General features: G+C 34.2%; 14 protein-coding genes and 1 other annotated feature. All 14 genes read right to left on the reverse strand.

Going from position 1 to position 15,451, the window contains the following annotated elements:
- The coding region (locus BLP75_RS17675; RefSeq protein ID WP_242872462.1) for a GTP-binding protein at nt 1-325 on the reverse strand (325 nt) is incomplete at its 3' end.
- A gap of 83 nt (nt 326-408) precedes the next feature.
- Nucleotides 409-2,475, reverse strand: coding sequence for an elongation factor G (gene fusA / locus BLP75_RS17680; RefSeq protein WP_092727864.1), 2,067 nt, complete (start codon nt 2,473-2,475; stop codon nt 409-411).
- 55 nt (nt 2,476-2,530) lie between these two features.
- Complete coding sequence (gene rpsG, locus BLP75_RS17685; RefSeq protein ID WP_092727865.1) at nt 2,531-3,001, reverse strand: 30S ribosomal protein S7; 471 nt, start codon at nt 2,999-3,001, stop codon at nt 2,531-2,533.
- A gap of 124 nt (nt 3,002-3,125) precedes the next feature.
- A complete protein-coding gene (gene rpsL, locus BLP75_RS17690) occupies nt 3,126-3,548 on the reverse strand; it encodes a 30S ribosomal protein S12 (protein WP_092727866.1) in 423 nt (140 codons plus the stop codon).
- A 312-nt stretch (nt 3,549-3,860) separates the two neighbouring features.
- A complete protein-coding gene (gene rpoC / locus BLP75_RS17695; protein WP_092727867.1) occupies nt 3,861-7,349 on the reverse strand; it encodes a DNA-directed RNA polymerase subunit beta' in 3,489 nt (1,162 codons plus the stop codon).
- 43 nt (nt 7,350-7,392) lie between these two features.
- Nucleotides 7,393-11,109 carry a DNA-directed RNA polymerase subunit beta gene (gene rpoB / locus BLP75_RS17700; protein WP_092727868.1) on the reverse strand — a complete coding sequence of 1,239 codons (3,717 nt, stop codon included), beginning with the start codon at nt 11,107-11,109 and terminating at the stop codon, nt 7,393-7,395.
- A gap of 402 nt (nt 11,110-11,511) precedes the next feature.
- The gene (gene rplL, locus BLP75_RS17705; protein ID WP_092727869.1) at nt 11,512-11,874 is read right to left on the reverse strand and encodes a 50S ribosomal protein L7/L12; all 363 of its coding nucleotides are present in this window, start codon (nt 11,872-11,874) and stop codon (nt 11,512-11,514) included.
- A gap of 80 nt (nt 11,875-11,954) precedes the next feature.
- Nucleotides 11,955-12,458: a 50S ribosomal protein L10 gene (gene rplJ, locus BLP75_RS17710; protein WP_092727870.1), complete on the reverse strand. Its 504-nt coding sequence runs from the start codon at nt 12,456-12,458 to the stop codon at nt 11,955-11,957.
- A gap of 45 nt (nt 12,459-12,503) precedes the next feature.
- Nucleotides 12,504-12,633: a sequence feature (ribosomal protein L10 leader region), on the reverse strand.
- 52 nt (nt 12,634-12,685) lie between these two features.
- Entirely contained in the window at nt 12,686-13,384 is a 699-nt protein-coding gene (gene rplA / locus BLP75_RS17715; RefSeq protein ID WP_092727871.1) for a 50S ribosomal protein L1, read from the reverse strand.
- A 79-nt stretch (nt 13,385-13,463) separates the two neighbouring features.
- The gene (gene rplK, locus BLP75_RS17720; protein WP_026899723.1) at nt 13,464-13,889 is read right to left on the reverse strand and encodes a 50S ribosomal protein L11; all 426 of its coding nucleotides are present in this window, start codon (nt 13,887-13,889) and stop codon (nt 13,464-13,466) included.
- A 45-nt stretch (nt 13,890-13,934) separates the two neighbouring features.
- A complete protein-coding gene (gene nusG, locus BLP75_RS17725) occupies nt 13,935-14,477 on the reverse strand; it encodes a transcription termination/antitermination protein NusG (protein WP_092727872.1) in 543 nt (180 codons plus the stop codon).
- 19 nt (nt 14,478-14,496) lie between these two features.
- The gene (gene secE, locus BLP75_RS17730; protein ID WP_092727873.1) at nt 14,497-14,718 is read right to left on the reverse strand and encodes a preprotein translocase subunit SecE; all 222 of its coding nucleotides are present in this window, start codon (nt 14,716-14,718) and stop codon (nt 14,497-14,499) included.
- Between the two features lie 27 nt (nt 14,719-14,745).
- Complete coding sequence (rpmG, locus tag BLP75_RS17735) at nt 14,746-14,895, reverse strand: 50S ribosomal protein L33 (RefSeq protein WP_003421192.1); 150 nt, start codon at nt 14,893-14,895, stop codon at nt 14,746-14,748.
- Nucleotides 14,896-15,105: 210 nt separating this feature from the next.
- Nucleotides 15,106-15,451 (reverse strand): elongation factor Tu (locus BLP75_RS17740; protein WP_482211629.1); only part of this gene is annotated, 346 nt, incomplete at its 5' end.

The raw sequence follows: 15,451 nt of genomic DNA on the forward strand, positions 1-15,451 counted from the left end.
CTGAACAAACTAATATAGCACCGTCCATTTGAGCAGCACCTGTTATCATGTTCTTAACGTAGTCAGCATGTCCTGGGCAGTCAACGTGAGCGTAGTGTCTGTTTGGAGTTTCGTATTCAACGTGAGCAGTAGAGATTGTGATCCCTCTTTCTCTTTCTTCTGGAGCTTTATCTATGTTAGCAAAGTCTACAGCTTCTCCTAATTGGTATCTATCGAATAATGTTTTTGTTATTGCTGCTGTTAATGTAGTTTTACCGTGGTCAACGTGACCTATTGTTCCTATATTAACGTGTGGTTTATTTCTTTCAAATTTAGCTTTAGCCATTTTGAAATACCTCCCTATATATATTTATGTAAGACAGAGTATTTACTCCGTCTTACTTATTATACTATTTTATTTAAAAATTATTATTTTCCTTCAGCTATTTTCTTAGCAACTGAAGCTGGAACTTGCTCGTAGTGATCGAATATCATTGTGTAAGTTGCACGACCTTGAGTAGATGATCTTAACTCAGTAGAGTATCCGAACATTTCTGAAAGTGGAACGAATGCATTTATAACTTGTGCACCAGATCTAGCTTCCATACCTTGTATTAAACCTCTCTTAGAGTTTAATCCACCCATAACGTCTCCCATGTAATCTTCTGGAGTAACAACTTCAACTTTGAAGTAAGGCTCTAACAGTACAGCATTTCCTTTTCTTAAAGCTTCTTTCATAGCCATTGAACCAGCCATTTTGAATGCCATTTCTGATGAATCGACTTCATGGTAAGAACCATCGTATAATTCAACAGCAACGTCAACAACTGGGAATCCAGCAACTACACCAGATGCCATAGCACCTTGTATACCTGCATCAGTTGGTCCAACATATTCCTTAGGAACAGATCCACCAACAGTCTTGTTTTCGAACTTGTAACCAGCACCTGGTTCTTGAGGGTTAACTCTTATCTTAACATGACCGTATTGTCCTCTACCACCTGATTGTTTAGAGTATTTGTACTCTATATCAACTGGTTGAGTTATAGTTTCTCTATAAGCAACCTGAGGAGCTCCAACGTTAGCTTCAACTTTGAATTCTCTTAATAATCTATCAACTATTATCTCTAAGTGTAATTCACCCATACCTGATATTATAGTTTGTCCTGTTTCTTCATCAGTTCTAACTCTGAAAGTTGGATCTTCTTCAACTAATTTTTGAAGAGCAACACCCATTTTTTCTTGAGCAGCTTTTGACTTAGGCTCTATAGCAACAGATATAACTGGCTCAGGGAATTCCATAGTTTCAAGTACTATTGGATGACCTGGATCACATAAAGTATCTCCAGTAGTAGTATCTTTTAATCCAACAGCTGCAGCTATGTCTCCTGCATATACTTCAGTTATTTCTTCTCTAGTATTAGCATGCATTTGTAGTATACGTCCTAATCTCTCTCTCTTATTCTTAGTAGCGTTTAGAACGTAAGATCCACTTGATATTACTCCAGAGTAAACTCTGAAGAATGCTAACTTCCCAACGAATGGGTCAGTCATTATTTTGAATGCTAAAGCTGAGAATGGTTCTTCATCAGATGAATGTCTTTCTGCTTCTTCACCATCTTCTAATATACCTTTTATAGAAGCTATATCAGTTGGAGCTGGTAAGTAATCAACAACACCATCTAATAATAACTGAACACCTTTGTTCTTGTAAGCAGAACCACAGAATACTGGGTTAAGTTCACATGCTATAGTAGCTTTTCTTAAAGCAGTCTTTATTTCTTCAACAGTGAATTCTTCACCTTCAAGATATTTCATCATTAACTCTTCATCAGTTTCAGCAACAGCTTCTACAAGCTTTTCTCTCCACTCTTGAGCTAACTCTTTCATATCTTCTGGTATATCTGTTTTTATTATTTCTACTCCTAAGTCGTCTTTGTATATGTGAGCACACATTTCTACAAGGTCAACTTCACCTTCTAACCAGTCTTCTTTACCTATTGGTAATTGAACTGGAACTGCATTAGCAGCTAATCTATCTTTCATCATAGCTACAACATTGTAGAAGTCTGCACCCATGATGTCCATTTTATTTACGAATGCCACTCTAGGTACTCCGTAGTTATCAGCTTGTCTCCATACGTTCTCAGATTGAGGTTCAACCCCACCTTTAGCACAGAATACTGCAACTGAACCGTCAAGAACTCTTAGAGATCTTTCAACCTCAACTGTGAAATCGACGTGTCCTGGTGTATCTATTATGTTTATTCTATGGTCTTTCCAAGCAGCAGTAGTAGCAGCAGAAGTTATTGTTATACCTCTCTCCTTCTCTTGCTCCATCCAGTCCATTTGAGAAGCTCCTTCGTGAGTTTCTCCTATTTTATGAGTTTGCCCTGTATAGAATAGGATTCTTTCTGTAGTAGTAGTTTTTCCTGCATCTATATGAGCCATGATTCCTATATTCCTAGTTCTTTCTAAAGGAAACTTTCTAGCCATGGTTCTCCTCCTTATGATATCCCTTTTTATTAAAGGTATCTTTATATCCTACTAATTAGAATCTGTAATGAGCAAATGCTTTATTAGCTTCTGCCATTTTATGTGTATCTTCTTTCTTCTTAACTGAAGCTCCTGTGTTGTTAGCAGCGTCCATTATCTCTTTAGATAACTTCTCAACCATACCTTTTTCTCCACGAGCTCTAGTGTAGTTTACTAACCATCTTAAACCTAAAGTTTGTCTTCTTTCAGGTCTAACTTCAACTGGTACTTGGTAGTTAGCTCCACCAACTCTTCTAGCTTTAACTTCTAATACAGGCATTATGTTTTCCATAGCTTTGTTGAATACTTCTAGAGCATCTTCACCTGTTTTTTCAGCTATTACAGCGAAAGCATCATAAACTATTGCTTGAGACTTTCCTTTTTTTCCATCTATCATTAAATTGTTTATTAACTTAGTAACCACTTTACTTCCGTATAATGGATCTGCTAATACTTCTCTCTTTGGAACATTACCTTTTCTTGGCATTTTGCTTCCCTCCTTAATTATTAAATCTTAAATCATAGGTACTCGACATAATTTAAATGCCGTGATGCCATAAATATCTATATATATTTAAAGCACCGCACATATAATCAATTGTTAGTTTTTACTATTTTTTTGCAGCTTTAGGTCTCTTAGCTCCGTACTTAGATCTAGCTTGCATTCTCTTATCAACACCTGCAGTATCTAATGTACCTCTAAGTATGTGGTATCTAACCCCTGGAAGGTCTTTTACTCTTCCTCCTCTTATAAGAACAACACTATGCTCTTGTAAGTTGTGGCCTTCACCTGGTATATAAGCAGAAACTTCTATCCCATTTGTTAATCTAACTCTGGCAACTTTTCTTAAAGCTGAGTTAGGTTTCTTAGGAGTAACTGTTTTTACTGAAGTACAAACTCCTCTTTTTTGTGGAGCACTTGCATCAGTTATTTTCTTGTGTAAAGAATCATATCCTTTTTGTAATGCTGGAGCAGTAGATTTCTTTTCTATTGCTTGTCTTTTTTTACGAACTAATTGGTTAATCGTTGGCATGACATGCACCTCCTTTTTAAAAATTTCGATCTTGATGACCGCCAACTACATCAATATGTTTATCATATTGAGTATACATAGTAACTTTTCGTTACTTTACAATTAAATGTCTATTAACACACATTTCATGTGGTTTTAGCTCTTTGCAGTTTGGTGCCTGCTAGTTCTTAACTATTTATTAAAAGTCAATTTAAAAGCCACTAAGAACTATTAAGCTCTTAGTCGACTTTCAATTGCACACTTTTACATTTTATCACCAGAGATAATCTCTGTCAAGATTTCTTTATGTTATAAATAACTGTATTTATATAATTAATCTTCAACTGTTTCAACAGCTATGTTTTTATATCTCTTCATACCTGTTCCAGCTGGTATTAATTTACCTATTATAACATTTTCTTTTAGACCTATTAAGTGATCTTCCTTACCTTTTATAGCAGCTTCAGTTAAAACTCTTGTAGTTTCTTGGAATGATGCAGCTGATAAGAATGATTCTGTAGCAAGAGATGCCTTAGTTATACCAAGTAATGTTCTCTTCGCAACAGCTGGTCTTAATCCTTGAGCTATAGCTTCTTCGTTGCACTTGTTGAATGTTAATACATCTTCATATCCACCTGGTAATAAATCTGTATCTCCTGGATCTTCAACCTTAACTTTAGATAGCATTTGTCTTACTATAACTTCTATATGCTTATCGTTAACGTCAACCCCTTGCATTCTATACACTCTTTGAACTTCTTTAACTATATATTCTTGAACTCCACCTATACCTTGTACTCTTACTATATCATGTGGATTTATAGAACCTTGAGTTAAAGGATCTCCGGCTACAACCATTTGACCTTGTTTTACTCTTATTCTAGATCCGTAAGGTATTGCATAAGTTTCAGTTTCACCTGTTTCTGGCACTACTACAACTTCTTTTCTCTTACCAGTTTCATCAATTTCAACTCTACCTGATATTTCAGTTATAACAGCTAAACCTTTTGGTTTTCTGGCTTCGAATAATTCCTCAACCCTTGGAAGACCTTGAGTTATATCTCCACCGGCTACCCCACCTGTATGGAAAGTACGCATTGTAAGCTGTGTTCCTGGCTCCCCGATTGATTGAGCAGCTATTATACCTACAGCTTCACCTATGTTAACTTCCTTACCTGTTGCAAGGTTTCTACCATAACACTTAGAACAAACTCCATGGTTTGTTTTACAGTTAAGAACTGTTCTTATTTCAACTTGTTCTATTCCTGCTTTTACTATTTGATCAGCTTCATCTTCTTGTATCATAGAATCAGCTTCAACTATAACTTCACCAGTTTGTGGATGTACTATAGGATCTATAGTATATCTACCAACTATTCTGTCATATATTTCTTCTATTACTTCATTTCCATCTTTTATAGCAGCTACTTCAGTTATATCTAAAGTTCCACAATCTACTTCTCTTACTATAACATCTTGACTGACATCAACAAGTCTTCTTGTTAAGTAACCTGAATCGGCAGTACGTAGTGCTGTATCGGCAAGACCCTTTCTAGCACCATGTGATGATGTGAAGTATTCCATTACTGATAAACCTTCACGGAAGTTCGATTTAACTGGAACTTCAACTGTTTTACCAGATGCATTGGCCATCAGACCACGCATACCAGCTAACTGTCTTATCTGGTTCTTAGAACCTCTGGCTCCAGAGTGAGCCATTATGAATATATTATTTAATCTATCAAGGTTTGCCATAAGAGCATCTGTAACTTTTTCAGTAGTTTCTGTCCAAGTTTCTATAACTCTTTCATATCTTTCTTCATTAGATATTAAACCTCTTCTATATGCTTTTTCATATTTATCAACTTTTTCTTCAGCAGCAGATATATAAGCTTTCTTAGCTTCTGGTATCTTCATATCAGCAACAGCAACTGTTATACCACCTCTTGTAGAATATTTAAATCCTAAAGATTTTATGTGGTCTAGCATTACTGCAGTATCTGAATTACCATGTCTTCTGAAACACTTATCTATAATTTTACCTAAAGCTTTTTTGTCGACTAAGAAATCTATTTCTAATCCAAATTCATCTACATTTCTGTCAACAAATCCTAAGTTTTGAGGTATATTTTCATTAAATATAAATCTACCAACTGTACTTTCAACTAATGAACTTCTTCCATCTTCAAGCACTATTTTCATTTTTACTAATGAATGTAATTCTACAGCTTGATTTTGGTAAGCAAGTAATAATTCATTATAGTCTTTGAATATTGTTCCAGTTCCTTTTTCTCCACCTTGAGCTTCTATTGTTAAGTAGTAACATCCTAAAACCATATCCTGAGAAGGAGTAGTTATTGGAGTACCATCTTTAGGAGCAAGTATATTGTTAACAGATAACATTAAGAATCTTGCTTCTGCTTGTGCTTCAACTGATAAAGGAACGTGTACTGCCATCTGGTCACCATCGAAGTCGGCATTATATGCTGTACATACAAGTGGGTGAAGCTTTATAGCTTTCCCTTCAACTAAGATTGGTTCAAATGCTTGGATACCTAGTCTATGAAGAGTAGGCGCACGGTTAAGTAGTACTGGATGACTCTTTATAACGTCTTCTAATACATCCCAAACCTCTGGCTTAACTTTCTCTACTATAGATTTAGCACTCTTTATATTATGTGCATATCCTTCTTTAACTAATTTATCCATAACAAACGGCTTGAATAATTCAAGAGCCATTTTCTTTGGAAGACCACATTGATAGAATTTAAGTTCTGGTCCAACAACTATAACCGAACGTCCTGAGTAGTCAACACGTTTACCAAGTAAGTTTTGACGGAAACGTCCTTGCTTACCTTTTAACATATCTGATAATGACTTAAGTGGTCTATTACCAGGTCCAGTTACAGGTCTACCTCTTCTACCATTGTCTATTAAAGCATCTACCGCTTCTTGAAGCATTCTTTTTTCATTTCTTACTATTATGTCAGGAGCTCCAAGTTCTAATAATCTCTTTAATCTGTTATTTCTGTTTATAACTCTTCTATATAAATCATTTAAATCAGAAGTTGCAAATCTTCCCCCATCTAATTGAACCATTGGTCTTAAATCTGGTGGTATTACTGGTATAGCCTCTAATATCATCCATTCTGGCTTATTACCAGACTTTTTGAAAGCTTCTACCACTTCTAATCTTCTTATTGTTCTAACTCTTTTTTGTCCTGTGCTATCTTTTAAGTCAGCTCTTAAGTCTTTACTTTCTTGCTCTAAATCAATATTTTGTAATAATTGTTTTACAGCTTCAGCACCCATACCTACAGTGAAAGTATTGTATCCATACTTTTCAACAGCAGTTCTGTATTCTTTTTCTGTTAATAATTGCTTTGCATTTAATCCTGTTTCTCCTGGATTAATTACAACATATGAAGCAAAGTATAATATCTTTTCTAAAGATCTAGGAGACATATCAAGTAAAAGACCCATTCTACTTGGTATCCCTTTGAAGTACCAGATATGAGACATAGGAGCTGCTAGCTCTATATGTCCCATTCTTTCTCTTCTTACCTTAGCTTTTGTAACTTCTACTCCACATCTATCACAAACTACACCTTTGTATCTTACTCTTCTATATTTACCACAGTGACACTCCCAGTCTTTTTGAGGTCCAAATATTCTTTCACAGAATAGACCATCTTTTTCTGGTTTAAGTGTACGGTAGTTTATAGTTTCTGGCTTCTTTACTTCTCCTCTAGACCATTGTCTTATTTTTTCTGGAGAAGCCAATGCTATTTTTATCGACTCGAAATTGTTTAATTCAAACAAGGAGTTCTCTCCCTTCTATTTGATATTTGCTTTAATAAAAAATTTATACATCAAAGTCTTCCGTATCATCATAGTCTATTTCATCATAAACTACGTCTTCTTCGAAATCTATGTTTTCTATATCTTCTTCATCTTCATTTGTTTCTTCTACATCTTCATCAATTTCTTCTATTATATGGTTATCTTCTAACTCTTTAATGTTATCTATAACATCAAGTTCAAATTCACCAGTTGTATCATCTGCATCTAAAGATTCTCTAACATCTATTTCTTTATCTTCTTCAGTTAATACTTTTACATCTAAGCATAAACTTTGAAGTTCTTTTATAAGAACCTTGAACGATTCTGGTATTCCTGGCTCAGGTATATTTTCACCCTTAACTATTGCTTCGTACGCTCTAACACGTCCTACAACATCATCTGATTTAACAGTAAGTATTTCTTGAAGTATGTGAGCAGCTCCATATGCTTCTAGAGCCCAAACCTCCATCTCTCCGAATCTCTGTCCACCAAATTGTGCTTTACCACCTAATGGTTGTTGAGTTACTAGAGAGTATGGTCCTGTACTTCTTGCATGTAACTTATCATCAACCAAGTGATGTAGTTTCAGCATGTACATGTATCCTACTGTTATTCTATTATCGAATGTTTCACCTGTTCTACCATCATATAATGTTAACTTACCATCTTCTGGGTATCCAGCTTTAGTTAACGCACTTCTTATATCTGCTTCTTTAGCTCCATCGAATACTGAAGTAGCAACATGCCATCCTAAAGTTTTAGCTGCAAGTCCTAAATGAACTTCTAGCACCTGTCCGATGTTCATACGAGATGGTATACCTTGTGGATTAAGAACTATATCAAGTGGAGTTCCATCTTCCATAAACGGCATGTCTTCTTCAGGTAATATTCTAGATATAACCCCTTTGTTACCATGACGTCCGGCCATTTTATCTCCAACTGTTATTTTTCTCTTTTTAGCTATATAACATCTAACTAATTCATTAACTCCTGGAGATAAGTCATCTCCATTTTCTCTAGTGAACACTTTAACGTCAACTATTATACCAGATTCTCCATGAGGAACTTTTAATGAAGTATCTCTAACTTCTCTAGCTTTTTCACCGAATATAGCACGAAGTAATCTTTCTTCAGCAGTAAGTTCAGTTTCTCCTTTTGGAGTTACTTTACCAACTAATATATCTCCTGAATCTACTTCAGCACCTACTCTGATTATACCTCTGTCGTCTAAGTTCTTTATAGCACTTTCTCCAACGTTCGGTATATCTCTAGTTATTTCCTCTGGTCCTAGCTTAGTATCTCTAGCTTCACATTCATATTCTTCGATATGAATTGTTGATAATCTATCTTCTTTAACTAATCTTTCATTTATTAAGATGGCATCCTCATAATTGTAACCTTCCCAAGTCATGAATGCTATGAAACAGTTTCTTCCTAAAGCTACTTCTCCAAGTTCAGTAGAAGGTCCATCTGCTATAACATCACCTTGTTTTATTTGGTCACCTTTGTTTATGATAGGAGTTTGATTTATACAAGTACCTTGATTCGAACGTTTAAACTTAAGTAATTTGTATCTATCTCTATTTCCATCTTCTCTTTTGATGATTATTTCATCAGCTGTTACTCTATCAGCTATACCATCATTCTTAGCAACTACAACTGCTCCTGAATCTTTAGCAGCTCTGTACTCAACTCCAGTACCTATGATTGGTGCTTCTCTTCTAACTAGAGGCACGGCCTGACGTTGCATGTTTGATCCCATAAGCGCACGGTTGGCATCATCATTTTCTAAGAATGGTATCATAGCAGTCGCTATAGATACAACTTGCTTTGGAGATATATCCATGAAGTCAACTTTATTAGTTGCTACCAATTCAACTAAACCATTTTTAGTTCTACATACAACTCTGTTATTAACAAAAGTTCCATCTTCTTCTAATGGTTCATTCGCTTGGGCTCTTATGAATAAATCTTCTTCATCAGCTGTTAAGTATTGAATTTCATTAGTAACTCTACCAGCTTCTTTGTCAACTTTTCTGTAAGGAGACTCTATAAATCCAAACTCATTTATTTTAGCGTAAGTACTTAATGAGTTTATAAGACCGATGTTTGGTCCTTCTGGAGTTTCTATCGGACACATTCTACCGTAGTGTGAATGATGAACGTCACGCACTTCGAATCCAGCTCTTTCTCTTGAAAGTCCACCTGGTCCTAATGCTGATAATCTTCTCTTGTGAGTTAATTCAGATAATGGGTTAGTTTGATCCATGAACTGAGATAACTGAGAACTTCCGAAGAATTCCTTTATAGCTGCAGATACAGGTCTTATGTTAACTAACGCTTGTGGCGTTATAGCTTCCATATCTTGTACAGTCATTCTTTCTTTTATAACTCTTTCCATTCTAGAAAGACCTATTCTCACTTGGTTTTGTAATAATTCCCCAACTGATCTTATTCTTCTGTTACCTAAGTGATCTATGTCGTCTATATTTCCAATGTCATGGAATATATTAAATTCATAGTTTATAGACGCTATTATATCGTCTAGTAATATATGCTTTGGTATAAGCTCTTTTATTCTAGATTTTATAGCTTCTTTGATTTCTTCTTCATCACTATACTCTTCTATTATTTCTTTTAATGTTGGATAGTGAACTTTTTCTTTTATATTTAATTCGTCTATATCAAAGCTTATATGAGATTTAATATCTACGAAATTATTCCCTATAACTTTAACATTCTTTTCATCATCAACTAATAAATTAACTACGTTTATACCTGCATTTTGTATTTCTACAGCAGTTTCGTAAGTTATTTTTTCACCAGCTTTAACAAATACTTCACCAGTTTCTTGGTTAACTATATCTTCAGCTGATACTTTATTCATTATTCTATAACATAAAGCAAGTTTCTTATTAAATTTATATCTACCTACTTTAGCTAAATCATATCTCTTTGGATCAAAGAATAATGCATTTAATAATGATGATGCACTCTCTACTGTTGGCGGTTCACCTGGTCTTAATTTTTTGTATATTTCTATAAGACCCTCTTCAACAGAAGTAGTGTTGTCTTTTTCTAATGTTGCAGCTAATCTTTCGTCTTCTCCTAAAAGCTCGATGATTTCTGCATCCGTTCCTATTCCTAATGCTCTTAATAAGACTGTAACTGGTTGTTTTCTAGTTCTATCAACTCTGACAGATATAACATCATTAGAATCTGTTTCATATTCTAACCAAGCACCTCTGTTAGGTATAACAGTAGATGATATTAATTTCTTACCTGTCTTGTCTCTTTCTAGGGCATAGTAAACCCCAGGAGATCTAACTAATTGACTTACTATAACTCTCTCAGCACCATTAATAATGAAAGTTCCTTTTTCTGTCATTAATGGGAAGTCTCCCATGAAAACTTCTTGCTCTTTGATTTCTCCAGTTTCTTTGTTTATAAGTCTTACTTTAACTTTTAGAGGTGCACAATATGTAGCATCTCTATCTTTACATTCTTCTATATCATATTTAGGCTTATCCTCTAAAGAGTAGTCAACAAACTCTAATATAAGATTCCCTGTGTAATCCTCTATTGGAGATATATCTTCAAATACTTCTTTTAGACCCTCTTCGATAAACCACTTATAAGAATCTACTTGTAATTCTATAAGATTTGGTACATCAGCTATTTCTTTTATCTTAGAAAAGCTCATTCTAGTTCTTTTACCTATCGTGACAGGATGTGGCATTCACTTTTCACCTCTCAATAATTAAAAATAAAACCATAGTTTATTCTAACGCATCTAATAATTTTATCATAATGTCAAGCATTTTTCAATATGTAAGTTATTATCATTTCTTTTTATTTACGTTTTGTACTTCACGCTATAAAATATGCATTATTTATTATGCACAAAATACCAATCTTAAATTCTCTTTTTTTTACATATTTTTTTATTTTATTAAAATAAATGGTTTTTTATATTAAAATTGTTTTTTTCTTTCTCGAATTATATTTTTTATATCAAATTTCAGTTTACTTTTTATCAAATAGAATTTTCAAAAACTATTTTTATTTTATATAATTTTTTATTGTATAATTTTACAAAATAAAAAAGATGCCCCATCGGGACATCTTTTAAAAAGAAAAACTACTTAACTTCTACTGAAGCTCCAGCAGCTTCTAACTTTTCTTTTATTTGCTCAGCTTCTTCTTTAGAAGCTCCTTCTTTAACTGTCTTAGGAGCGTTATCAACTACTTCTTTAGCTTCTTTTAATCCTAATCCTGTTATTTCTCTAACAGCTTTTATAACTCCAACTTTTGAAGATCCAGCGCTAGCTAATACTACGTCGAATTCTGTTTTTTCTTCAGCAGCTCCACCAGCAACTGCACCAGCCATCATAACTGGAGCTGAAGCAGATACACCGAATTTTTCTTCAGCAGCTTTAACTAATTCATTTAATTCTAAAACTTTCATGTTTTCTATAGCTTCTAATATTTGTTCTATTGTCATTTTAAGCACCTCCGCATTTTTTTCTTGTTTTTTAATAATATTAATGTAAAATTATTTTATAATTTTAACTAAATTGACAATTAAGCTTGTTGTTCTTCAGCTTTTTTAGCTATTGCATCTATTAAGTATGCAAAGTTTGATACTGGAGCTTTTAAGCTTCCAAGTAATTTAGCAAGAAGAACTTCTCTTGATGGTATGCTAGCTAACTCAGCTATTTGAGTTTCGTTGTAGAATTCACCTTCAACTACACCCATCTTTAATTGCATTTTTGGATGAGAATCCATAAATTCTTTTAATATTCTAGCTGGAGCAACAGGATCTTCGTATCCGAAAGCTATCGCATTAGTACCAACTAATAACTCGTTATTGAATTGTTCTATACCAACCTCTTTAGCAGCTAATCTAACTAAAGTGTTTTTGTATACCTTGTATTCAACACCAGCTTCTCTCATTTTCTTTCTTAATTCAGTTACCTCTTCAACTGTTAATCCTTTGTAGTCAACTACAACAGCAGCAGATGATTTTTGTAACTTTTCAACTATTTCAGCAACAACATGTGATTTAACTTCTATAGCCTTTCTCATCTCGATGTGCACCTCCTTCACCTAATAGGTTTAGTATTCGCCGCAATCTCATTTAAAAAAGCTTTTGAGTCAAAAGTAGACACCAAAAGCTTTAGTAATTTCAATTTATCTAAAACCTCGGTAGGATATTAAGCTTTTCAGCACCTACTGTCTACGGCAAATCTATTCTTTTTTATATCAACATATGTTATATTAACATTTTTGAATATCTATGTCAACAGTTTTTATTATTCTGCTATTCTTGCTGGATTTATTTTGATTCCAGGTCCCATAGTAGAAGTAACTGCTACACTCTTTAAGTATTGTCCTTTAGCTGCAGCTGGCTTAGCCTTAACTATAGCATCCATTAATGCAGCAAAGTTTTCAGCTAACTTTTCTCCACCGAAAGATACTTTTCCAACTGGAACGTGTATTATGTTAGTTTTATCTAATCTGTATTCAACCTTACCAGCTTTTATTTCGTCTATAGCTTTAGCTACATCGAAAGTAACTGTTCCTGATTTAGGGTTTGGCATTAATCCTTTAGGTCCTAATACTCTACCTAATCTACCAACTACACCCATCATATCTGGAGTAGCAACTACAACGTCGAATTCAAACCAGTTTTCACCTTGTATTTTTTGAACTAATTCTTCAGCTCCTACAAAGTCAGCTCCAGCTTCTGTAGCTTCTGTAGCTTTTGCACCCTTAGCGAAAACTAAAACTCTCTTAGTTTTACCAGTTCCGTGAGGTAATACAACTGCTCCTCTAACTTGTTGATCAGCATGTCTTGAGTCAACACCTAATTTTATGTGAGCTTCTACTGTTTCATCAAATTTAGCAGTAGCAACTTCTGTTACTAATGATAATGCTTCTGTAGCATCATATAATTTAGTTCTATCAACTTTATTTAAAGCTTCTACGTATTTTTTTCCTTTTTTAGCCATTTTAAATGTCCTCCTTGTGGTATTATTCGGTTTTTTCAACCTCCCACTTCTATACAGAAGTGTCTAATTTAATTTTAAATTAGTCTTCTACAACTATTCCCATACTTCTTGCAGTACCAGCTATCATACTCATTGCAGTTTCAACTGATGCAGCGTTTAAGTCAGGCATTTTTAATTCTGCTATTTCTCTTATCTTAGCTGAAGATAAAGTAGCAACCTTCTTCTTGTTTGGTTCTCCTGATGCAGAATCTAAACCAGCAGCTTTCTTTAATAATACTGCAGCTGGTGGAGTTTTTGTTATGAATGAGAATGATCTATCTTGGTATACAGTTATAACAACTGGTATTATCATTCCAGCTTGATCTGCAGTCTTAGCATTGAATTCTTTTGTGAATCCCATTATGTTAACACCGTGTTGTCCTAATGCTGGTCCAACTGGTGGAGCTGGTGTAGCTTTCCCTGCAGGTATTTGTAATTTTATTTGACCTATAACTTTTTTAGCCATTTGCGGACCTCCTTGTATTCGTTTGTATATTAAATAATATAACGATTATATTTTTTCTATGCCATCTGCCTCTACGACAAATAGAGTTTTCTTACCAAATGCGTCTATGCACACTTTTACTTCTTTAGTTTCCAGGTTTATTTCCTCAACTGTTCCTACTTGTCCACCAAATGGACCATTTGCAACTTCTACTGTATCTCCTATTTCTAGGTCGATATTACCAGCTGCTATTTTCGGTTCAGTTAATTCTATGCCCATAGCTATTACTTCATCTTCGCTTAATGGAACTGGTTTTGACCCAGGACCTACGAATCCAGTAACACCTTTAGTATTTCTTACGACATACCAAGACTCATCAGTAATAACCATTTTAACTAAAACATAACCTGGGAATATCTTACGTTGTCTAGTTTTTTCTTTTCCAGTCTTAGTAGTTTCAACTACATCCTCAGTTGGTACAACCACTTGAGTAATGCAATCTTCCATACTTCTAGTCTTTACAGCTTTTTCTATAGTAGCTTTAACTTTATTTTCATGTCCTGAATAGGTATGAACAACATACCATCTTGCTTGTTGTAATTCTGACATATTATTTTCTCCTTTTTATCTATTTTAGTATCAGTCCTAGTGCACCAGATAATACACTATCTAAAACCCACACTAATATAGTAGATGAAATAACTACAGTTAAAACTACACCTGTGTTTTTCAGTAATTCTTGTCTTGTCGGCCACGAAACTCTTTTTAATTCTTGCTTTGTTTCTTTTACAAAAGAACCTAAACCGAATCTTTTTTTAGTTTTCACGCCTTGATTAACTTGGGCAGACATTCTATATTCACATCCTCTTATAAAAAACTATTTTGTTTCTTTATGAGTAGTATGCTTTTTGCAGAATCTACAATATTTTTGTAATTCTATTCTGTCTGGGTTGTTCTTTTTGTTCTTAGTAGTGTTGTAGTTTCTTTGCTTACACTCTGTACATGCTAAAGTTACTTTAACTCTCATCTGCTACACCTCCAACTTTATTTATACAATAATATATATTGTTAAATAACGCCTCAACTTTCGTTAAAGTGTTATTACCTTCCTGAATCATTACCTTGTATAAGTTATCACAAAATAATAGGCATGTCAATGTTTTTGTAGGTTTCAAGTTAAAAAAAGAGGAGTAAAACCCCTCTTTTTATCTATTGATTAATCGTATATAATTGAAGACTATTCAACTATAGAAGCAACAACTCCTGATGCTACTGTTCTTCCACCTTCTCTTATTGCGAATCTTAATCCTTCTTCTATTGCTATTGAGTTTATTAACTCAACTTGCATAGTTACGTTATCTCCTGGCATTACCATTTCTATTCCGTCTGGTAATTTACAAGCTCCTGTAACGTCAGTTGTTCTGAAGTAGAATTGTGGTCTGTATCCATCGAAGAATGGAGTATGTCTTCCACCTTCTTCTTTTTTAAGAACGTATACTTCTGCCATGAATTTAGTGTGAGGCTTAACTGTTCCTGGCTTAGCCATAACTTGTCCTCTTTCTATTTCATTTCTTTGTAATCCT

This window comes from Romboutsia lituseburensis DSM 797, assembly GCF_900103615.1.
GTDB classification, from domain to species: domain Bacteria; phylum Bacillota; class Clostridia; order Peptostreptococcales; family Peptostreptococcaceae; genus Romboutsia_F; species Romboutsia_F lituseburensis.